Here is a 23,231-nt window from a genome sequence, read left to right as displayed (position 1 = left end):
CCGGCAGTAATATACTTATCTAAGAAGAGGCAGTTGCTTTAGTGATTTAATCACAGACGNNGCTTTAGTGATTTAATCACAGACGCAACTGCCTCTTCTATATTTAATCCATAATTATTCCTCTATCTTTTTCTGTATCATAGCATCTGTACTCCAGTTGAATCGATTTATCTTCTGAATCTGCATATACAGTTGTTCTACTAGCTGTTGCCGCAAAAACACTTGCACTCATTACACATACTAATAAAGCTGTGAAACAAATTCCCCATTTGCATCTTCTTTTTCTCATCTCTGTGTCCTCCTCTTTCCTTTAAATATAAAAGCGATAGAATTAATGATATTGTCTCAACTTGTGTTGTGGATTCATATCAGAACTCTATCGCTTTTATTATTTATGCTTCTTTTTCAATTATCTTTGTTAATAATAGTGCTAAATAACTTCCCACTAATAAAACTATTGTCCATACCTGATCCCACCAATAAAACAAAATAGCTGCAATTACTATGTTAACAATTACGGCAACTATTATTGTGATTGTATTATTCTTAATATTTTTGCTTAATACATAAATATTATATCCAATAATCAATCCTAAGACTATGTAAATAATAATCTCTTTTCCTATTCCTTCCCATGCCTTATAAGACATTGAAACTTCCTTATTAACAAGTCTCACCAGATAGTTTGCCAAGATACATGCTAGTGTTGCAATTGCACTTGTAATTCCCGCCAAATACTTTTTCATATCGCTCCTCCTAAATAATTTTATTTTATTTATATATTAACTTATAGTTTAATTTCTGTCAACCAATATTTTTATGAGAATTATTTTTTTCGCAGTAATATTTTCTTGACATATATTTCAATACTTGTTATATTAAAAATTGTTAAAGCTTTAGCGTCAATGTCAATTTTTTAAAGTACATAGGAGGTTTTATGTTAAACAAATCAAAAATTATTTTCTTTTCATCCATATTAGCTTTGACTTCAATTAGTCCTAACTTTAATTTTATTAAAGCTAATAGTTTTGATTCAGAAACAAAAGTAATCAAATCTTTTTTCGGTGACAATGTATTTTCTAATATTGAAGGATATACTTCAAAAAAAGTTACCGAAGATTGCGGTATAAAGCATATTGTAAAAGATACTTTATTAAAAGATTTAGGTACTGTTGAAGAACATACTAGAATAGATTCATTAGAAGTTAATCTTGACACTATTTCAGATTCTTCTAATGACAAATCATTATGTGAAAAAATTAAAGATAAGTTTGGTTTAGATGTTGTATATGCAGGGGATAAATCAACTACCTCAAATAAGAGCGACAGTAGTGGAACAGCTAAAATAACTATTACTGTAAATTATGAAATTTCAACTTATAGAAATCAAGAATATATTAATATTACAAAAGCCACTGGGAAACTCACAGCATGTAATGGTAACTCTCATACTTTTGGAAATGGAGTTAGTGTTACATCTAATACATACTCCGTTGGACAATCTGGTTTCACAAAAAAATCTGGTTTTAAGAATTATAATTATAATGGTTCTGCATCTTGTTCTGTTGGAAGTACTTGGTCTTATTCTCCTTCAAATTGGAAAGCTATATGCTCTGAAACTTCATGTCAAGCTGGTGCTAATCAATCAATAAAACTAAAACGTAGATCATCAACTTGGAGTCTAAATCTAACAAATAACTATTAATTTTATATAATAATTAAAAGGCTTATGCATTAATGCTAAGCCTTTTTTACAAAATAAAAGCGATAAAAATACTGATATTATCTCGATTTATATCAGAAATTTATCGCTTTAATTATTAATATTTTCTAATTATCTTTGTTAATATTAATGCTAAATAACTTTTCACCAATAAAACTATTGTCTATACTTAAATCAAGCATTATTTTACGCTCTGTTCTGGGCATCTACTAAGTTTTCACTGTTATACATATGTCTTAACTTAGGTTTTTCAATCTTACCTGTTGGATTTCTAGGTACATCCGCAAAAATAATTTTTCTAGGTCTCTTGTAACGTGGAAGTTCCTTACAGAAATTATTAATATCTTCTTCTGTTGTTGCTACACCTGGTTTCAATTCAATAATTGCAGCTGATATTTCACCTAATCTTGTATCAGCAATACCTATTACAGCTACATCCTTAATATCAGGATGTTTGCTTAAGAAGTTTTCTATCTGAACCGGATAAATATTTTCACCACCGGAAATTATAACGTCTTTCTTTCTGTCTACAAGGTATATAAATCCCTCACTATCCTGCTCAGCCATATCTCCTGTGTATAACCAGCCGTCTTTAAGTGTTTCTGCTGTTGCCTTAGGGTCGTTGTAATAACATTCCATTACACCAGGTCCTTTAAGGATTAATTCACCGACATCTCCCTGCTTAACTTCTACACCATTTTCATCCACAATCTTAACTTCCCATCCATATCCCGGAACACCGATTGCACCAACATGGTCAATATTTTCGACTCCTAAATGTACAGCACCAGGTCCAATTGATTCACTAAGACCGTAGTTAGTGTCATACTGATGATGAGGGAAAATTGTTTTCCATTTTTTAATTAAGCTCTGTGGAACCGGCTGTGCACCAATATGCATAAGTCTCCACTGGTCTAATTTATAATCTTCAAGCTTAACATCGCCTTTTTCTATTGCAAGCAAAATATCCTGAGCCCATGGTACCAAAAGCCATACAATTGTACACTGCTCATTTGACACTGTTTCAAGAATAGTCTTTGGTGTAACACCTTTAAGCAATACTGCCTTGCCTCCCACAAGAAAACTTCCAAGCCAGTGCATTTTTGCGCCTGTATGGTAAAGTGGAGGAATGCAAAGAAATACATCATCCTTAGTCTGTCCATGATGTTTCTGTTCAACTTTTGCTGCATGCATTAAACTTCTGTGTTTATGTAAAATAGCTTTAGGGAAACCTGTTGTTCCTGATGAGAAATAAATTGCCGCATAATCATCATCTGTTAATTTAATGTCAGGTGAATAGCTTGGGCAATTTGCTGCTAACTTATCATAATCTTCAGCAAATGTTGGGCAGTCACCACCTACATAGAATAAAATTCTCTTTTCATCAATTTCATCAACAATTTCTTCTACACGGCCTGTAAATTCAGGTCCAAATACTAATACATCTACTTCTGCAAGTTCAACACAGTATTTTATTTCGTCTGCTGCATATCTGAAATTTAATGGGACAGCCAAAGCTCCTGCCTTTAAAATTCCAAAATAAATTGGAAGCCATTCTAAGCAGTTCATTAAAAGAATTGCTACTTTGTCGCCTTTCTTAATTCCTCTGCTAATAAGCAGATTTGCAAAACGGTTTGCTTTTTCGTTAAATACGTGCCATGTAATTTCTCTTCTATACTGACACATTGGATTGGATTCGATTAATTCGTAATCTCTCCATGTTACTCTTTTCTTTTCCTGCAAGTCCGGATTAATTTCTACTAAGCAGACATCTTTTCCGTATTCTTTTGCGTTCTTCTCTAAAATCTCTGTGATTGGCATTTCTCTACCTCATTAAAATTCAAATAGTTTTTTTGCATTTTCCCCTAATATAAGGTTCAATGCTTTTTCAGGCATTCCAAATTCTTTTAATCTTTCAAGTGTATATCCCTGATCAGACCACGGACTGTCTGTTGCAAATAAAATTTTATCTGCACCATGCTTTTCAACAATTCTTAAAAATTGTTCTTTTTCTAAGTGGGGAATACCTTTTTCAAAAGAAAAAGCCGTGTCAAAATAGACATTTTTTCCCACTAATTTTTCTTCTACCTCATCCCATAAATTCCATCCACCCATATGAGCAAGGACTAATTTTTTAGGATTAACTTTGTTTAGTACATTAAGCACCATATCAGGTGTGCAGTGAATCTTTTTCGGAAGACCTATATCTTCTCCTGCGTGTGTTACAATTACAAGCCCAAGTTCATCTGCATATTTAAAAATTCTAAGATATCTTGGGTCATCAAATTCAACTTTCTGATAGTCAGGATGAACCTTAATTCCTTTTAATCCTTTTTTCTTAATGTCATCTAAAATATCCTTATAATCTTCATTGTCAGGATGTATTGCTCCTAATGAAAAAACCCCGGTTTCTTTTGTTTTTTCATTTGTGTGTGCTGCAAATTCGTTTATACTCACAGACTGCTCTGGTTTCGTGGCAACCGGAACAACCACTGAAATATCTACTCCATTTTTCTTTGTAGATTCACTAAGTGCATCTCTTGTTCCTGCCACCTTTATTTTTACATCCCAGCCATGATTATCAACAATACTCTTCTCCATCCCGGCTAATGCCCTGGTGGCAATTTTATCTGGGAAAGTGTGTGTATGTGTATCAATTATCACAACTACACCTTCTTTATTGTTTATTTTTATTATGCTAATTCGTATCCTTTTTCAAATGCAGCAATATTAATATCTACTGTCTTTGGTGGAACTGTTGCTTTTATAACTTCAATCCATTTATCTTTTTCAAAATCCATATGTTTTGCAGCAACGCCTAAAATAATTACATTAAATACTCTTGAATTTCCAAGTTTTAATGCTTCATCCATTGCATTTACTGCGATTACTTTATGTTTTTTGCTAAGATTTTCAATAATGTTTTCAGGATATTCTGCTAATCCTGTAACTACTGTCATGGGGTCAATTCTCTGGTCATTTACAATAATTACACCGTCTTTTTTAAGAAAATGTGCATATCTTAATGCTTCAAGACGTTCAAATGCGATTAATACATCTGCCTGACCTTCTTCAACAATTGGTTCAGCTACCTTTTCTCCATATCTTACAAATGTAACAACGCTTCCTCCACGCTGTGCCATCCCATGAACTTCTGAAAGTTTTACATCATATCCGCTTTCAATTGTGATTCCACCTAAAACTCTACTTGTGAGAAGTGTACCCTGTCCGCCTACACCAACAATCATAATATTCTTTGTATCTGCCATTATTTGTCACCTCTCTCTTTTAATCCAATTGCATCAAATTTACAATTCTGCATACATAATCCACAACCGTTGCACATTGTTGCATCAATTGAAACTGTTCCGTCTTCATTCTTTGTAATTGCAGGACATCCCGGTACGAGACACATTCCACACTTCTTACATTTTTCAGGAATTGTATAACATTTGCCCTTTGGCACAAATGACTTAAGCAATGCACATGGTGACTGAGAAATAATAACAGAAACTTCATCTCTTGCAACTTCTGTCTTAATTACTTCTTCCAATTTCTTAATATCAAATGCATCTACAACTTCTACATGCTTTACACCGATTGCATGACACAAATCTACTAAATCAATAGCGTATGTTGGTTCACCATTTAACATTTTTCCTGTTGCTGAGTGATCCTGATGACCTGTCATACCTGTTGTTGAGTTATCTAAAATCATAACTGTTCCTGTTGCCTGATTGTAAACCATGTTCATAAGTGAATTAACACCTGTATGTAAAAATGTTGAATCACCAATTACTGCAACCCAGTTCTTTATGAAATCTTTTCCTTTAGCTTTTTCAATACCGTGAAGTGTTGAAATACTTGCGCCCATACAAACTGTTGTATCTACTACATTTAAAGGATTTACAGCTCCTAATGTGTAGCATCCGATATCACCTGCTGCATGAATTTTTAATTTCTTTAATACTGAGAATGTACTTCTATGAGGACATCCCGGACAAAGAATTGGTGGTCTTGCCGGTGTCTGTGCAGGTGTATCTAAATCTAAATCTTCTTTTAAGATTGCTTTTCTAAGCATATTGGCACTGTATTCACCCTGTACTGTAAAAATTTCTTTTCCAATACATTTGATTCCATGAGCCTTAACCTGTTCTTCTATTACAGGCTCTAATTCTTCTATAACATATAATGTGTCTACCTTTGATGCAAATTCTTCGATCAGTTTCATAGGAAGTGGATTTACCAATCCTAACTTAAGAACTGATGCATTAGGTAATACTTCTTTTACATACTGATATACGATACCACTTGTAATAACACCAATCTTTGTATCGTTGTATTCAACTTTATTAATGTCTAATGTACATGCATCTTCTGCCATTCTCTTTAAACGTTCTTCTACAAAAATATGACGCTTAATTGCATTTCCCGGCATCATAACATTTTTTGCTACATTTCTTTCATATGGCTTATCTTCTATTTCCTGTCTTTCTTCAAGATTAACAATTCCCTGTGAATGTGAAAGTCTTGTTGTTGAACGAAGAATTACAGGAGTGTCATATTTTTCTGAAAGTTCATACGCTCTCTTTGTAAATACTCTTGCTTCTTCACTGTCTGATGGTTCTACAACAGGAACCATTGCTGCTCTTGCAACCATTCTTGAATCCTGTTCGTTCTGTGAACTGTACATTCCAGGGTCATCTGCTGCAACTAAAACCATACCACCATTAACACCGATATAAGATACTGTGTATAATGGGTCAGATGCAACGTTTACACCAACGTGTTTCATCATGCACATTGAACGTACGCCTGCCATAGATGCACCAATTGCAACTTCTGTTGCTACTTTTTCATTTGGTGCCCATTCAGCCTTAATTCCCGGATATTTAACAACATTTTCACTAATTTCTGTACTAGGTGTTCCAGGATAAGCTGAAGTAACTTTAACTCCTGCTTCGTATGCTCCCCTGGCAATCGCCTCGTTACCTAACATAATTTTTTTACTCAAAATATGTAACCTGCCTTTCGTCATTATGTATAAAACTGATAGTGCAATACAAATGCACTTCATATTATTTTGTATTTAGCATAATTTACTGCTTTTTTGCTTTAAACTCATAAAGTAAATTATACCTAATTAGGATATATTCGTCAATGAATGTAGAGATGTATTTTGAGGGATATTTATATAGTGGGAAAGCAGGGTTTGCTTGTAGATTGTGTTTATGGTTTGTTTTTGGGGGATTTTTGTTGGGATTTATAGTTTGGGGTTTGCTTGTAGATTGTATATAGGATTTGTTTTTGGATTTTTTACTATATTTACGGATGAAATCAAAAAAGAAAAATTTATCCGTAAAAAACATCAACAATTATTATCCAAAATTTCTCGCATTTAGAATATTACGGATTATAACTAAAATTACACAAATATCTGTAAAAAAATATTGGAAATAATAATTTTTATTCAATTAGGAATTCATATTTACGGACATTTTCTGATTATTTTTCTATCATCTGTAATCAATAGAATTTATACTAATAAAACTGTTATTTTTTACAGAATATTATATAAAAATCAGTCAAAATCCGTAATTTAGTTTACATAACTCAAGCAGGATGATTACAATTATTTCAAATAAATAAAATACCACAGAATCTTAATTTTCTGTGGCATTTTATATTATTAACGTCTCTTCTTCACCATTTGTTCAAGCATTTTGTTAGAGTTATGTCTCTGAACTGTTCCAATCATATTTCCTGTATTCATATTGCGTCGCATTGTTGATAGATTATTTATTGTATCTAACTGCAATTCATTACCTTTTTCTATTGCATTATATACTGCATTAAATCCTACCTTCATAGTCTGCTCTACTTGTCCAACAGATCTGCGAACTATATTTCCTGCTTCCTGTGTAGCTAATCTCTGTCTATCTCGGTCAAGCAATTCTGTAGCATATCTTATATCGTGATCTGATGTACTCATATCATTATATAACCAGCTTAAAATCCACAGTTCTCTATATGTAAGCGAAAGTATTTTTGTATTTACATAAAGTTCATCTAAAGCCTCTTTATTTAATCTTATTTCCTCTTCAATAATTGCAATCTTTCTTTCTTGATTAACACTCCATAAATTAAGATCCTCATTATATTTCGGAAGTGTAACACTTTCGTATTGCTGTTTCTGAGTAGCATATTCTTTGTCGATTTTCTCCTGCTCTAAACGTATTTTCTCTTCTAATTCGTTTTGTTTATCCTGTGCTTTTTTTTCTGCATTTGCAACTGCCTGTAAATATTCTTTAGAATTAGCTAATTGATTATTCAATTCTTTCTTTTTTATAATATAATCTTTGTAACTAACAGCAACTATTATAACTAGTATTAAAAAAATAATTCCAGTTAATATTAAAGGAATTGAAACAATACCAAGTAAAATTTTTACTGGTAAAGAAAACTTTGCTAATTTTTCCTCAATACTTTCCTTAAAGTATTCAGAATATTTTAAAGCAGTTTGCGGCTTTTCAGGATATTTAGGTTCAACTTTTTTTGCTTTTTCAAGTATCTTTCGCACAGGTGGCTCTGGTGGTTCACTAAAGCTTTCTGATTTTAATCTTTTTACCTCTCTTTCTTCATACTCAATTGTTGCAGTAATATCTCTCGCACTTTTAACAATCTCTGTTTCTTCATTTTGTGTAAATTTACTCATAATCATTTCTCCTTTTCATATTTATTTTTCTTCTCATTTCGTACAAATTATTTAAATGATTTGTTATGCATATTATACCACTAAAATTTTTTATTTTTTTCACGAACTGACCCCTATCATATACAGCAAAAAAGCGCCCTGGAAGCTACATTTTCACTTCCAGGGCGCCCCTTATTTGATGGCAATCAATTTCTTGTTTAGGATTATATTTTCATATATTTTTGAGTTCAAATTTGCACATCTAATTTATGATTTATATGTTTTCCAATAAATTTTAGGATTCAAAATATTTGCCTATGATTTCTTTATTTCCGTTAGGGAATTTCAATATGACATTCATATTATATTTTGTGCCTTTTTCATTATACTTTTTGTACAATTTAAAATTCTTGCCTATTTCATTTGTTTTTTTAATTTTTATTTTTTTGTTTGTCTTTTTCAAATGTTTTCCATACAAATCACAAACATAATTTTGTTCTGATTTTTTGTAATTGTATTCTCCAAAATCAACTTCTTCTTTATCTAAACCGGAAAAATAGATTTTCTTTCCTTTTACCACAGGCTGGGTTCCTTCTGCCAATTTAATTATTTTACCTGTTTTGGCATTTATTCTAACAATATAACTTTCCTCATTATATGCAGTTCCTGTTGTCTGGTTCCACTCTCCGTATAACCATTCACCTTTATGTGATACGATTGTCACTCCCCATGTACTGTATCCGTCTCCTTGCTTTAGTGAATTGAGTTTAACAGCATCGCCACTTTCGACATCGTATTTCATCAATCCGCGATGTGGAAGATTAAAATAAATTTCATTTTCTGTCTTATATCCTGAATTGTTAATTTTTCCTTTCAGAGTATTGGCTGTAACTGCCACAGGAATTGTTGTTACACATAACATAAGTGCTAAAAAGAATACCATTAATTTCTTTTTCATAAATAATCCCTTCTTTCCTATTCAACTACACTCTTAAAATCAAAATCCTCGTCTTTTTTCTGCGTTGGCTTTTGCGTTGGTTTTTGTGTCGGTTTTTGAGTTGTTTTTTGTGTTACATTATTCTGTTTTGGAGCACTCGTTGTTTCCTGAACCTGTACCTTAGTTGCCTGCTGCTGCTTTTTCTTTTTTGCTTTCTTTGTAGTCTCTACTACTGTCACATTTTCAGGATTTTGATTATTATCTATCTGTCCTGCTCCAGGTTCAGAATTTTGATTATTATTTATCTGTCCTGCCTCAGGCTCAGAATTTTGGTTTGGTTCTACTTGATTTGCTCCGGATTCAGAGTTTAAATTTTCATCCAGCTGTGATTGATTTGCATTTAAAGCATCCACCGCTGATTCTTTATTTTCTTTTAATGTTTCGCTCTGACTTTCATTTACCTGTTCTGATGTTTCGGCCGTTGCTGATGAATTACCATTATTTGGTCTGTCCGAAAACATTTTCCCTGCAAATAAAATTACTACGATTATACAAATCACGCAAACCGAACCTGCGATTACTAATTTTCTTTTTTGCAAATTACCGGTTTTATCTTCTTCTCTTTTTTCAAAAACGGTAATTCCCTGTTCGATAAAACTAACAGTGCTTTCGCTATCTCCGTTTAAATCCTGCACAAGCCTTCGTTCTTTATCATTTTCAACCCAATCATCCGCAGCAACCCTTGGTTCAAATCCTATCTTTGTTTTCAACTCTTTCTGCGTTAAATTCGATTTAGCATCTAATAAATCTTTAGACAACTCTTTGGCACTACTATATCTTTTAGTACGCTCTGAAATTGCCTTTTTTATTATATTTGCAACACATTCAGGTGCACAAACAGGACTTTCTACCTCTTCATAATTCATTCTCTTATAAAATGCCTTATCCGAATCCTCCTGTGTGTACTCATTTGGAAAATTGGGATAATACGGAAATCTTAATTTGTTGAACAGATAGTAAAGCAGAATTCCAAGAGAATAATTATCTACTGAACTATCATATTTGCTTTTTCCTATGTAAACCTCAGGTGCTATATAATTTGGTGTTCCTTTGATTGTCTTTGCCATAGTTGCATTATTTATATTTTTAGATACACCGAAATCACCTATTTTAAATACTCCATCCTTAGACACAAATATGTTACTTAATTTAATATCTCTGTGAATTATTCCGTTTTTATGGCAAATGTCCAAAGCATCAGCTACTCCGATTCCTATATCTAATGCATTTTCCACTGTTATGTTGTTATTTTGCATCCATTTGTCAAGTGGAGTCAAAAATTCCATAAGAATGTATATGTTGTATCTATATTCACCAAACTTTTTGACATCACTTTCATAATACGAAACAATATGGTGGTTGTCTTTTTCAGAAATCATGGAAAATACACGAATTTCATTTACAACTCTGTCTAATTCTTTATGAAAATATGTATCGGCTTTTTCCTTATCGCCACCCATTGAATTTAATATTTCTATATATTCATTGTCTCTTGGCAAAGTAATGACTTTCAAGGCTCTTGTTACATTACCTACAATGTTGTTTCTTTCAACTTTGTAGACATCACCAAATCCACCTGCACCTATTCTCTCTATAATCTTATATCCAAGTATTGTTCTGCCTATAATAGAGTCCATATTTATCTCCTAAATAATATGTATTGCCCCCGCCCTTCGGTCGATGGCTATTCGTCGGAAACATTTACATAAAATGAACTTGGTTCATTTTGTTTCCTCCTATTTTTACAATAGGTTTATTATACTTAAGACAATATAATTTTGCAACTATATTGAACTTATCATATTAATCTGTTGCTAACTGATTATGTATTCTTTATTGGCAACTGTGCAAGAACAATTGCAGCAAACATACATATACAGCCATATATTTCACGCTGAGTCAACTGCTGATTTAAAATTAAAAGCCCTGCAATTACAGATACAACTGACTCTAAACTCAAAATTAAAGATGCAACCGTTGGATTAACATTTCTTTGTCCTACAACCTGTAATGTATATCCAATTCCAGTTGAAACAATGCCTGCATACAATATCGGCTGCCATGCAGCTAATATATATTGAACCTGTGGCTGTTCTGCTGTCATCATAAACACACCACTTAAAATGCCACATACAAAAAACTGAACACATGATATTTTTACCGGATCTGCTTTTGTATTGAAATAATCAATTACCAAAATATGAAGGGCAAACATTAATGCACATATAATTTCATATATATCGCCTTTGGCAATTGTAAATGAGTCAGAAGAAATCGACAACAAATAAATTCCTACAACTGCTAATACAACTCCAAGCCAAATATGTATTCCTGTTTTCTTTCTTAAAAACATAGTTGACAATACAGGTACTAACACTATGTACATTGCTGTGAGAAAACCTGCTTTTCCGACCTCAGTATATTGAATTCCTATCTGTTGAAATGTCATCCCGCCAAAAAGGCATAATCCACAACACAATCCTCCAATAAATACTGCTTCCGTACTCTTTTTTGATTTCTTACTTCCTTTACCCATAACCATAATATATATGGCTAAAAATATGCCTCCGACAATACATCGGGAAAAGTTAAATGTAAATGGCTGAACAAAATTCATTCCAACACTCTGTGCTACAAATCCACTTCCCCAAATTATTGCTGTAAGAAGTAACAACAACGGATTAATTATTTTATCCTTCATAATTTTCTCCCAAAAACAAAAATTAATTTATACATACATATAGGGAGCCTCTATTGAAGCCCCCTTTGTCTTCATTAAATATTCGGAAGAGTGTCTATATATTCCCTAAACACTTTCCAATTTCCTTTTTTATATTGAGAAATATCTTTTTTCTTACTGTTGATTAGACATTCATTAAGTAAAAATACATCCATGCCAATTTCTAATGCACACATGTCTTCATCTACATCATTACCAACCATCAGACAATCTTCAGCATCCTTATCTAATGTCTTTAGCAAATGTCTGTAGTAACTCAGATTAGGTTTGCTAAAGCACGAATTCTCATATGTAGTAACATGCAAAAATTCATCCGGTTCAAATCCTGCCCAACTAAGTCTTTCATATGTTGCAACCTGCGGATATAAAGGATTAGTTGCTACAACAATCTGATATCCTTTACTTTTAAGTAAATCAACACATTCATTAGCAAGACTGTCAGGTCTTGTATTAAATCTTGCCACCTGAAAATCACTCTTGTAAAACTTAGTCATTTCTCTTTCTATCTTAATTCTTTTTCTACGTTCTAATTTTTTCCCGTCGTCCGAAAAATATTTTTCAAAAACATTCCAAAAACATTCTTCATTTGTTATGTAGCCTTCGTTAGCAACCATGGCTTTTGTTCCGGCCCATAAACATTTTTTAATCTTCTCAGGATCAAATCCTAACGTTTCAAATCTTGACTCTAACGCCTTAAAATATGTATCCATAAAATCATCCATATTCATCGGTAAAAGCGTTCCGTCTAAATCAAACAGTACTGTATTCATATTTTTCCTTTTATTTATTCATCCCAATTGTGGAAAACTTCCTGTACGTCATCATCTTCATCTAATAAGTCGATAATTCTATTCATCTTCTTAATAGATTCTTCGTCAGTAAGTGTTACATAATTCTGTGGAATCATTGTAACTTCTGCTTCTGTCATCTTAACACCAGCTGCTTCTAATGCTTCTCTTACTGCACTAAATTCTTCAGGCTGAGTAAGAACTTCATAGCATTCTTCTTCATCTGAGAAATCTTCTGCACCTGCATCAAGTGCAATCATCATTAACTCATCTGCTTCCATATCACATTCTTCTTTGTCAATTATAATCTGACCTTTTTTATCGAACATAAAAGATACACATCCCTGAGTTCCAACGTTTCCGCCACCCTTAGTAAATGCATTTCTGACATTAGCTGCTGTCCTGTTTTTATTATCTGTTAACGCATCAACGATAATAGCTGTTCCGTTAGGACCATATCCTTCGTATGTAACTGATTCATAATTAACTGCATTAACGTTACCTGCAGCCTTCTTAATTCCACGTTCAATTGTATCGTTAGGCATATTGTTAGCCTTAGCCTTAGCAATAACATCACGAAGCTTACTGTTATTATCCGGATCAGCTCCGCCTTCCTTTACTGCAACTGCAATTTCTTTACCAATGATGGTAAACATCTTTCCTTTTGCTGCGTCATTTTTTTCTTTTTTATGCTTAATATTAGCAAATTTTGAATGTCCTGACATTTATATATCCTCTCTTCCGTATTTATAACTTATAACAGGATTTAATCCTGATTTTCATTGTGTCTTAATCAAAACACACACTATAAAAATATATCATTTTATCTATTATTAGTCAACTTTTGCAAATTATGTATTGAGTTCTAAACTTATAGCTAATGCCTCATTGACTGCACTTAAGATTTCATCATCTAAATGACATACCTTATCCTTCAATCTTTTTTTATCTATCGTTCTTAACTGTTCTAATAAAATAACTGAATCTTTTATTATATTATACTTATGCGAATCAACCTCAACATGAGTTGGCAGTTTCGCCTTATTCATCTTTGACGTAATTGCTGCAATAATAACAGTCGGGCTGTGTTTATTTCCTGTATCATTCTGAATAATAAGCACAGGTCTTATTCCACCCTGTTCTGACCCAATTACAGGTCTTAAGTCAGCGTAATAAATATCACCACGTCTAATAACCATATCCACACTCCAAAAAATAGATTGTGTTAACACAATTATATTATTCCACTTTTCAAAATGTGTATTCATTTTTGGAAAAATTTAATTATTTTACAGATCAACGTCATATCTGTCATCAAAGTAATCTTTTGTTCCAACTATTTTGTCATCTTTAACATAAACTCTTGGAATACGTTTGCTTAAGTCACATACAAATTCATAATTGAAGGTTCCTGCTAATGCTGCTAATTCATCAACTGTTATTTCTTCGTCTCCTTCTTTTCCAATAAGAGTTACCTTATCTCCTTCTTTAACATCCATTCCCGTAACATCAACCATAAATTGATCCATGCATACTCTACCCACAATATTTACTTTTCTGCCATTAATGAGTACATATCCTTTATTGCTAAGATTTCTCTGATATCCGTCCCCATATCCAAGTGGAATTGTAGCAATTTTCATATCATGAGGTGCTATATAAGTCTGTCCGTAACTTATTCCTCTTCCTTTTTTAATTGTTTTTACGTAAACTACATGACTGTGAAGAGATAATGCAGGATATAGTTTCATATTTTCACGGCTCATTTCATCTGATGGATACAATCCGTACATTGAAATTCCTGCTCTTGACAATGATAATGAAGTCTTTGGCATTTCCATCATTGCTGCACTATTTGCACACTGATGTATCGGAATCTTAACTCCATTTTTTTCTACTTCATCAACAAAATTTACAAACTCATCAAACTGCTTGTCAGCAAATGACTTGTCAACATAGTCTGCTTTTGCAAAATGTGTAAATATAGATTCTATTTTTATAAAAGGAAGTTTGTTTATTTCAACAATTTCTTTTACTGCATCACTTCCCGGAATATAACCAATTCTGCTCATTCCCGTGTCAACAGCAATATTAATCTTTACTTCTTTGCCAAGTTTTTGTGCGTGCTTTGATAATTTTGTTGCCATTTCTAAAGAAAAAATTGCTGGAATTAATTCTTTTTCTATAATCATATCGTACGATGATTCATCCGCATAACCTAATAAAAATGTAGGTTTATTAAGTCCATGATTTCTTAAATTATTGCCTTCATATGGAGTTGCAACTGCATATCCATAGCACAAATCATCAAGTGCTTTAGCTATAGGCACTGCTCCATGCCCATACCCATCTGTTTTTATTACAAGAACAACTCCTGTATTTTTATTAAGTCTTGTTTTCATCTCATATACATTTTTGTATATTGCATCCAGATTGATTTCTGCATAGCCCCTAAAATATTCTTCTTCACATATTTCTCTTTTCATTTTCTTCTTCTCCACGTTTATAAATTATTTGAATTTATATCTTTATCGTTTTTTATTACATTACAATTTCAAATTATCTCTATTATGTACAGTTTTAAATGAAACTTTATCATTATTGTGTCACAATTATTTACTGAGGCATAATATTTTTTATTTCCTCAATTATATCAGTAGCCATTATAGAGGCTTTAGGCATCTTTGTTGCTACCAAATCTCCGGCAATTCCATGAATGTATGGTGCAAGCGTTGTAGCGTTTTCTACATTGCACCCAATAGCCAACAATCCTGCAACAATTCCAGTAAGCACATCTCCCGAGCCTGCAGTCGCCATGCCACTATTTCCTGTCATATTTATGTATATATCATCTTGCGTAACAGCAACGCTTCTTGCATCTTTTAGAATTCCATTTGCATTGTACATATAATTAATATTGAAAGCACTTTTTACAAGATTGTCCTTTATTTCATCTATCGTTTTATTTTCAAATCTGGCCATTTCGCCTAAATGCGGTGTCAATATTACATTCTTATGAAGCATTTTTTTTAGTTTAACATTTTGTGAAATAACATTAATTCCATCTGCATCTATTACCGTGTTCTTTCTGCTTTCAAGAACTGCTTCAACCATATTTTTTTGTATTCCACCTGTTCCAATTCCCGGACCAATTGCAATAACATTTGCCCATTCTATACAGGCATCTAAAGCCTTTTTGTCAAAATCATCTGTATCATATACATTTACCATTGCTTCAGGTAATAGTTTTTGTATTACTTCACGATTTTCCTTTGCAGTAAATATTCTTACCAGTCCGGCTCCTGTCCTAAACGCTGCCTTTGCACATAAAAACGCTGCCCCTGTTATATCTTTATTACCTGCTATAACAAGAAGTTTTCCATATGTACCTTTATTAGAATAATTCGGTCGTTTCGGAATTAGTTTTAAATCATCGCTTGTGTGGTATTTATAAACTGTTTCACACTTCTTATAGGAAACATCCGGAAAACCTATATTATCAAATGATAGTTTTCCACAATAATCTGCTCCCGGATAAAGAACTGCTCCAAGTTTAAGTTCTCCAAAGCATACAGTATAATCCGCTTTAACAGCCACACCCATCACTTTTCCTGTATCTGCGTTCAGGCCTGATGGAATGTCTACAGCATAAACTTTAGCCTTGCTTTGATTTATTGCTTCAATTAACTTTTTGTAATCGCCATCTACATTTCTTGATAATCCGACTCCAAATATTGAATCAACAATTACGTGTTTCTTATCCATTTCATCTCTTGTCAGTCTTGAAGCATCTTTGATTTCAATTCCAACTTTCTGTGCTATCTCAATCTGTGTTTTGCATTCCTGTGTTGCCTTATCTATGTTTCCCATAATATAAATGCAGGTGTTATATCCATCTATGTATAACATCCTGCAAACTGCAACGCCGTCGGCACCATTATTACCAGTTCCGGCAATAGCAATTACCTCACTGTTTTTATCTGTTGTTTCTTCAATTAAATCAGCAACACTCTTTGCTGCTCTTTCCATTAATACTAAACTTGGGATTCCAACTTCATTAATTGTATATTCATCAACCTTTTTCATATCCGTACCAGAAATTATTCTTTCCATAGTACTTCACCTCTTATTTATTTTTATTTGCTTTTTCTGATATTCTATATGTAAGTTTCATTAAGCTTTCTGATAAATGAACATTCTCAACTATTATGTCATCGCTAAATCCTAAATCAGTGTGAGCAAAATTCCAAAATGCCTTCACTCCACATTCGACTAATTTTTCAGCAATATCTGTTGCCGGTCCTTTAGGAAGTGCCAATGCCACAATCTCAATATTTTCATTTTTCACATAATCTATTATAGTAGAAATGTCTCTGATTTCAGTCCCATTCACTGTCTTTTTACCAATTAAATCTTTATTTTTGTCAAATAAAGCCGTAATTTCAAAACCTCTGTTTCTAAAATTTCCATAGTTTGCAATTGCCTGTCCAAGATTTCCTGCACCTACAATTATCATCTTATGCGTCACATCAAGTCCTAATAATTTTCCGATTTCATCATACAGATATTTAACATTATATCCGTACCCCTGTTGTCCAAACCCACCAAAATTATTCAAATCCTGTCGTATCTGAGAGGCCGTAACATTCATCATGTCACTTAATTCTTTAGACGAAACTCTTTCGACATCCTGCTGTATTAATTCATCTAAATATCTATAGTATCTTGGCAATCTTGTGATTACCGCCTTGGATATTTTTCTCATTTCCGTTCTCCTTCGTTATTTAACCACTTCAATTATATGTTTTAGGGCAAACATTGTCAAATATTTATCATTCTTTTTGACACTGTTCTTTTACAGTATTTCATTGATTGTTTTAGCTTTTCGTTTTATAATCTTACGTGGTATCAGCCTATTTTTGCTGATTATATAAAAACACTACAAACACAGGAGGATTCCTATGATTTTATCATGCAATCATATAAGCAAGGCTTATGGTGAAGAAGTTATTCTTGACGATTGCAGTTTTTTTGTAAATGACCATGAAAAAGCTGCCATTGTAGGCAATAATGGAGCCGGAAAGTCTACTATATTAAAAATAATAATGAATGAACTTTCATCCGATTCAGGGGATGTAATTATCGGAAAGGACAAGTCTGTTGGTTATCTTGCCCAATATCAGAATTTAGATACAGACAATTCTATATATGAAGAAGTACGTTCCGTAAAGCAAAATATTATAGATATGGAAAATAAATTAAGGGAATATGAATCCTTAATGGCAAATGGATGCGACAACTATGATGATATAGTTAACAGTTACACGAATCTACATCATCAGTTTGAATTGTTAAACGGATACGCATACAAAAGTGAGGTTGATGGTACTCTTCGTGGACTCGGTTTTGAAGACAGTGATTTTAATAAAAAAATTTCAACTTTATCCGGAGGTCAAAAAACCCGTGTTGCACTATGTAAACTTTTAATTCAAAAACCGGATATTATTTTATTGGATGAACCTACAAACCATCTTGATTTAAATTCTATCAAATGGCTGGAAACTTATTTGTCTAACTATAACGGAGCTGTTGTAATCGTTGCCCACGACCGTTATTTCTTAGATAAGATTGTAACTAAGATTGTTGAAATAGAAAATACACACTGCCATGTTTACGATGGCAACTATTCAGCTTACGCTGTTAAAAAGAAAGAACTTAGAGAAGCAGCAATTAAACTCTATATCAAACAACAGGCTGAAATAAAGCATCAGGAAGAAGTCATTGCCAAGCTTCGCTCATATAAACAGGAAAAGTTTTATAAGCGTGCTGAAAGTCGTGAAAAAGCTTTAAGTAAAATGGAAGTAATCGATAATCCTGATACATATGAAAATGCCATGACTCTTAGACTTGAACCAAACTGTACGAGTGGCAATGATGTTTTAAGTGTTTCAAATTTAGCAAAGTCATTTGATAACAAATCATTATTTTCCGATATTTCTTTTGAAATTAAGAGAGGTGAACGTGTTGCTCTTATCGGTGATAACGGAACCGGAAAAACTACAATTTTAAAAATTATAAACGGACTAATTGCTGCAGATAGCGGCTCTTTTACTCTCGGAACAAACGTTAATATCGGATATTATGATCAGGAACATCATACATTAAATGATTCAAATACTTTGTTTGATGAAGTGAGCGATTCTTATCCTAATCTTACAAACACAAAAATCAGAAATGTGTTAGCCGCTTTTATGTTTACAGGTGATGATGTATTTAAACGCATAGGAGATTTAAGTGGTGGAGAAAAAGGTCGTCTTTCTTTAGCAAAATTAATGCTTTCAGAAGCTAATTTCATTATATTAGATGAACCTACTAACCATCTTGATATGGTTTCAAAAGAAATTCTTGAAAACGCATTAAACAATTATACCGGCACAATTTTTTATGTATCTCATGACAGATATTTTATTAATCAAACTGCCACACGTATCATTGAATTAACAAATAAAGCAATTGTAAATTATATTGGAAATTATGACTATTACGAAGAAAAGAAGGACGAACTTACAGCAATATATGCTCCAAAAGAAGAGCAAACTTCTTCTAATACTCCTTCTACTTCTACTAATAAGCAAAATTATTTAGAAAGGAAAGCCGAACAGGCAAGGATTAGAAAATTGAAAAATGATATTTTAAAAGTTGAAGAAAAGATAAAAACTAATGAAGAGCGTTTAAATGAATTAGATGAACTTTTAGCTGACCCTGAAATTGCTAAAAACTCAGCTAAATTAAACGAAATCAGTAAAGAACAGGATAAAATTAGCGAAACTCTCGACAAGCTAATGGCTCAATGGGAAGAATTATCCGATTTACTTGACGAATAAACGGTTTATTTATTGTATTTTTCCTTATTATAAGTTAAAATATTTATAAGATTTTGGTCTCAACGGACCTCAAATTACATCAGGTTTTATCCTGATATCAGTAAAGGAGACTACTTATGGCTAACAAAAAAATTGTAGTTGCTTTAGGAAGAAATGCTTTTAGTGAATCATTTCCTAAACAACAGGAACGTGTAAAACTTGCTGCAAAAGCTATTGCAGATTTGGTAGAAGAAAAATATGATGTTGTTATTACTCACAGTAATGGTCCTCAGGTCGGAATGATTCAGACTGCAATGACTGAATTTTCAAGACTTGATCCTGACAGAACTGTTGCACCTATGTCAATCTGTAGTGCAATGAGTCAGGGATATATTGGATTCGATTTACAGAATGCAATTCGTTCAGAGTTACTTTCAAGAGGATTATATAAACCTGTAAGTACTATTATTACTCAGGTAAGAGTTGATCCTTTTGACAGAGCATTTAACGCTCCTTCTAAAGTTATCGGACGTCTTATGACTAAGGAAGAAGCTGAAAATGAGAAGAAAAAAGGTAACTACGTTGAATACGAAGAAGGCGATGAAGGCTACAGAAGAATCATTGCAAGTCCTAAGCCAATTGATATTTATGAAATTGATGCAATCAAGGCTTTAGTTGATGCTCATCAGTTAGTTATCGCAGCAGGTGGCGGTGGAATTCCTGTTCTTGAACAGCGTACAGGATTAAAAGGTGCCAGTGCTGTTATTGAAAAAGATTATACAGCAGCTAAACTTGCAGACATGTTAGATGCTGATGCTCTTATGATTCTTACATCAAGTGATAATCTTACAATTGATGTAGACGGAGAAGTTAAAGAACTCGGTACTTTAACTACAAAAGAAGCTGAAGATTTAATTGATAAAGGATACTTTGATCCTATCACTTCTCTTCCTAAGATTGATGCATCTCTCAATTTCGTATTAGCAAAGAAGGGAAGAAAGGCTATCATTTCTAACCTTGCTAAAGCTAAAGATGCAATCAGAGGAAAAATTGGTACTGTAATTGAATAACAGTCAATTTAATTAACAAATGTTTACAATATGCTCTCTACAAAATATACAATGCGTATTTTAGTAGCGGGCATATTATTTATTCAAAAATAATGTATACATACAGAAATTATTTTTTTATTATTTCTGTATATAAAAGGGGTATTTATGCACGATATTTTACAATATGAAGAAAAGCTAATTAAAACCAGATTAGAACTAAATGATTTAATTGAAAAGTATTCTAACAATAAAGGAAACATAGACAAAGCTATAATCGAAAATAAAATTGAATACTTAACAAAAGAATTAGACTATCTTAACAACCAGTTAAATCTTTTAAAATTATCTGTTGAGAATGAAACCGAACATAATAATACATATTCTGCGGACAAACCTCCGGTTAATCCACAACCTTATTATTCTGCCGGGCACAGTTCTGCACCACAGCCTTATTATTCTAAGGGTCAGGTTCATCCTTATTCACCTGTCACTTCTACTACAGGCACTAGCATTGACAATGGTGTTAGAAAAAATTCAACTAAAAATTTCAATAATTTTGAATTACTCATGGGCAAATCTTTAATGGGAATTTTTGCCTCTGTATTAATTTTTATCAGTTTAATTTTATTTGCCACTTTAGTATTGCCAATGTTATCTGATACTGCAAAAATTTTAATTTTATATATTTTCAGTTTTGCACTTATGATAGCCGGAATTTTTCTTCTAAAAAAAGATTCACATAACAAGCTTTATATTTCAATTAGTGGATGTGGCACAGGGGCAATATTCATTTCATTGTTGCTGAGTAACATGTATTTTAAAATTATTAACGAAATAACATTATATTTATTTATATTTGTATGGGCATTATTTGTTTGTGTATTATCTAAAACAAAATCATATATTTTTGCAATTATTGGTCAGGCAGGTATTACAATTTCCATTTTATTTGGCACTTATTTTTGTCACGCTTCAGGCGATTGGAACAAATTGCTTTTTCTCTCTGCATTTTTTGTAGTAACAGAATCAATATTTTATTACACTAATATTCAAGATGAATATCACAAAAATTCAATTTGCAATATATTCAATATAATATGCTTATTCACTTTTAATGCTACAATGCCTGACTATAAACTTTATGCAGGAAATAGCACAGTGATTATTTTGTCTTACTGCATCCTACTACTTTTTATATCCTCTATTATTATTACCGGGTTTGTTAAAATGAAAGTAGATAACAATTTTTCTGCTGTATTCAGTATTACAAATATGTTTTATTATATTGCTTTAACGACCTTATATTGTTTTAGTTTCAATGAATTCTTTAATATAGCCGTAGCACTCTTAATTCTTATTGGAATTGAATTAAAATTTAAAGATGAAAACAAATTTAATATTATACTTCTTCAAACTGCCATGATGCTTGTTCCGATAATTAGTATGGTACAAATTGCTTTTGATAACAGCGGGAATTTTATTTATAATTATTTTTATTTATCAATATTTATTATCCCATTTGCTGTATACGGTTATTTTTACAAGCAATATATATATAAGATATTCAGTATTGTGTATTTTATATTTTTCGTACTAAACAGTTCTACTAATAATGTTTCAAGATTACTCATTAGTATTTCACTTTTATGTCTATTTTCATTCTTAATGAAATATACAAAAGATTATAGTAATAAAATAAAAATATTATTATACTGTATGTTCATCTTTATTACGATAAATGATTTTAGCAATATAATTGCTCCTTTATTTTCTACACATATAGCTAAGGATTTTACAAGCTTTATTATTATATGTTTAGTTAATATTGTGGCAAAGTTCACGCCATTCTCTAAAAACTGGATATCAGGAAAGAATGAAAAAAGTACAAATATTACAACTGATATTGTAAATTTATTTTTAATGATTTGTGGATTACGTTTTATTATCAAACTAAATAGTCCTGCATTACATATCATTGCCATACTAGTGACTCTAGTACTATTTTTGATAAATTCACAGAATTATTTAAAGAAAGAAAAAATTACTTTTGGTATATATGTTGGAATTAAATTCACTATTCTAATGGTTATAATTTTAAATTCATTCAATTCACCAAATTACTTAATTAGCATTTTTGCCTTTTTGTTTGCAATATTATGTATTGTGTTAGGATTTTGTTTTTCTTTCAAATCGCTTCGTATTTACGGGCTTGTACTTTCTTTAGTAAGCATTGCAAAACTAATTTTATTAGATATTACATATGATAACACTATCGGACATGCTTTAAGCTTTTTTGTCTGTGGAATATTATGTTTTGTAATTAGTACAATTTATAATATAGTAGACAAAAAAATAAATAAGCAATAGGTCCTTT

The 23,231-nt window shown here is 32.1% G+C and carries 20 protein-coding genes; 4 read left to right on the top strand and 16 right to left on the bottom strand.

All coding sequences use genetic code 11. The features are described from left to right. Positions 1-103: 103 nt before the first annotated feature. Both ABMA45_RS06695 and ABMA45_RS06690 read right to left on the bottom strand, forming a co-directional pair. On the bottom strand, positions 104-289 hold the full coding sequence (locus ABMA45_RS06695) for a hypothetical protein (protein WP_022089118.1): 186 nt from the start codon (positions 287-289) through the stop codon (positions 104-106). A gap of 103 nt (positions 290-392) precedes the next feature. After that, positions 393-746, bottom strand: a complete 354-nt coding sequence (locus ABMA45_RS06690; RefSeq protein ID WP_022089117.1) for a hypothetical protein — start codon at positions 744-746, stop codon at positions 393-395. A 191-nt stretch (positions 747-937) separates the two neighbouring features. Here ABMA45_RS06690 and ABMA45_RS06685 point away from each other — a divergent pair, with 191 nt between their 5' ends. Continuing rightward, positions 938-1,705, top strand: a complete 768-nt coding sequence (locus ABMA45_RS06685) for a hypothetical protein (protein ID WP_022089116.1) — start codon at positions 938-940, stop codon at positions 1,703-1,705. Positions 1,706-1,909: 204 nt separating this feature from the next. Here the strand turns inward: ABMA45_RS06685 and ABMA45_RS06680 are convergent, their stop codons facing one another. The 14 genes from ABMA45_RS06680 to ABMA45_RS06615 all read right to left on the bottom strand — a co-directional run bounded on the left by ABMA45_RS06680 (position 1,910) and on the right by ABMA45_RS06615 (position 17,707). Continuing rightward, a complete protein-coding gene (locus ABMA45_RS06680; protein ID WP_022089115.1) occupies positions 1,910-3,544 on the bottom strand; it encodes a class I adenylate-forming enzyme family protein in 1,635 nt (544 codons plus the stop codon). Between the two features lie 12 nt (positions 3,545-3,556). Then, positions 3,557-4,387 carry an amidohydrolase family protein gene (locus ABMA45_RS06675; protein WP_022089114.1) on the bottom strand — a complete coding sequence of 277 codons (831 nt, stop codon included), beginning with the start codon at positions 4,385-4,387 and terminating at the stop codon, positions 3,557-3,559. A 29-nt stretch (positions 4,388-4,416) separates the two neighbouring features. After that, the gene (locus tag ABMA45_RS06670) at positions 4,417-4,992 is read right to left on the bottom strand and encodes an indolepyruvate oxidoreductase subunit beta (RefSeq protein ID WP_022089113.1); all 576 of its coding nucleotides are present in this window, start codon (positions 4,990-4,992) and stop codon (positions 4,417-4,419) included. Continuing rightward, positions 4,992-6,761 (bottom strand): indolepyruvate ferredoxin oxidoreductase subunit alpha, encoded by a 1,770-nt coding sequence (gene iorA / locus ABMA45_RS06665; protein WP_347996173.1) that lies wholly within the window; start codon positions 6,759-6,761, stop codon positions 4,992-4,994. The genes ABMA45_RS06670 and iorA overlap by 1 nt, the downstream gene beginning before the upstream one ends. A gap of 651 nt (positions 6,762-7,412) precedes the next feature. Beyond that, the gene (locus ABMA45_RS06660; protein ID WP_022089110.1) at positions 7,413-8,438 is read right to left on the bottom strand and encodes a hypothetical protein; all 1,026 of its coding nucleotides are present in this window, start codon (positions 8,436-8,438) and stop codon (positions 7,413-7,415) included. Positions 8,439-8,712: 274 nt separating this feature from the next. Beyond that, positions 8,713-9,375, bottom strand: coding sequence for a hypothetical protein (locus tag ABMA45_RS06655; protein WP_022089109.1), 663 nt, complete (start codon positions 9,373-9,375; stop codon positions 8,713-8,715). A gap of 17 nt (positions 9,376-9,392) precedes the next feature. After that, entirely contained in the window at positions 9,393-11,051 is a 1,659-nt protein-coding gene (locus ABMA45_RS06650; protein WP_022089108.1) for a serine/threonine-protein kinase, read from the bottom strand. A gap of 185 nt (positions 11,052-11,236) precedes the next feature. Next, the gene (locus ABMA45_RS06645; protein ID WP_022089107.1) at positions 11,237-12,115 is read right to left on the bottom strand and encodes a DMT family transporter; all 879 of its coding nucleotides are present in this window, start codon (positions 12,113-12,115) and stop codon (positions 11,237-11,239) included. Positions 12,116-12,189: 74 nt separating this feature from the next. Further along, complete coding sequence (locus ABMA45_RS06640) at positions 12,190-12,924, bottom strand: HAD family hydrolase (RefSeq protein WP_022089106.1); 735 nt, start codon at positions 12,922-12,924, stop codon at positions 12,190-12,192. A 14-nt stretch (positions 12,925-12,938) separates the two neighbouring features. After that, positions 12,939-13,667, bottom strand: a complete 729-nt coding sequence (locus tag ABMA45_RS06635; RefSeq protein WP_022089105.1) for a YebC/PmpR family DNA-binding transcriptional regulator — start codon at positions 13,665-13,667, stop codon at positions 12,939-12,941. A gap of 126 nt (positions 13,668-13,793) precedes the next feature. Continuing rightward, a complete protein-coding gene (locus ABMA45_RS06630) occupies positions 13,794-14,141 on the bottom strand; it encodes a type II toxin-antitoxin system PemK/MazF family toxin (protein ID WP_022089104.1) in 348 nt (115 codons plus the stop codon). Between the two features lie 90 nt (positions 14,142-14,231). Then, the gene (alr, locus tag ABMA45_RS06625) at positions 14,232-15,428 is read right to left on the bottom strand and encodes an alanine racemase (protein WP_022089103.1); all 1,197 of its coding nucleotides are present in this window, start codon (positions 15,426-15,428) and stop codon (positions 14,232-14,234) included. Positions 15,429-15,558: 130 nt separating this feature from the next. Beyond that, positions 15,559-17,055: a bifunctional ADP-dependent NAD(P)H-hydrate dehydratase/NAD(P)H-hydrate epimerase gene (locus tag ABMA45_RS06620; RefSeq protein ID WP_022089102.1), complete on the bottom strand. Its 1,497-nt coding sequence runs from the start codon at positions 17,053-17,055 to the stop codon at positions 15,559-15,561. A 13-nt stretch (positions 17,056-17,068) separates the two neighbouring features. Continuing rightward, positions 17,069-17,707 carry a redox-sensing transcriptional repressor Rex gene (locus tag ABMA45_RS06615; RefSeq protein WP_022089101.1) on the bottom strand — a complete coding sequence of 213 codons (639 nt, stop codon included), beginning with the start codon at positions 17,705-17,707 and terminating at the stop codon, positions 17,069-17,071. Between the two features lie 196 nt (positions 17,708-17,903). On the opposite strand from ABMA45_RS06615, the gene abc-f reads away from it, so the two are divergent. The 3 genes from abc-f to ABMA45_RS06600 all read left to right on the top strand — a co-directional run bounded on the left by abc-f (position 17,904) and on the right by ABMA45_RS06600 (position 23,224). Then, positions 17,904-19,826, top strand: a complete 1,923-nt coding sequence (gene abc-f / locus ABMA45_RS06610) for a ribosomal protection-like ABC-F family protein (protein ID WP_022089100.1) — start codon at positions 17,904-17,906, stop codon at positions 19,824-19,826. Positions 19,827-19,942: 116 nt separating this feature from the next. Continuing rightward, positions 19,943-20,875, top strand: coding sequence for a carbamate kinase (arcC, locus tag ABMA45_RS06605; protein ID WP_022089099.1), 933 nt, complete (start codon positions 19,943-19,945; stop codon positions 20,873-20,875). 147 nt (positions 20,876-21,022) lie between these two features. After that, complete coding sequence (locus ABMA45_RS06600; RefSeq protein WP_022089098.1) at positions 21,023-23,224, top strand: DUF2339 domain-containing protein; 2,202 nt, start codon at positions 21,023-21,025, stop codon at positions 23,222-23,224. Positions 23,225-23,231: the final 7 nt, after the last annotated feature.

Origin of the sequence: Eubacterium sp. CAG:156 (genome assembly GCF_000434315.1) — a bacterium.
In the GTDB taxonomy this organism is placed as follows: domain Bacteria; phylum Bacillota; class Clostridia; order Lachnospirales; family Lachnospiraceae; genus Eubacterium_U; species Eubacterium_U album.
This window is presented reverse-complemented; position numbering and strand designations above follow the sequence as displayed.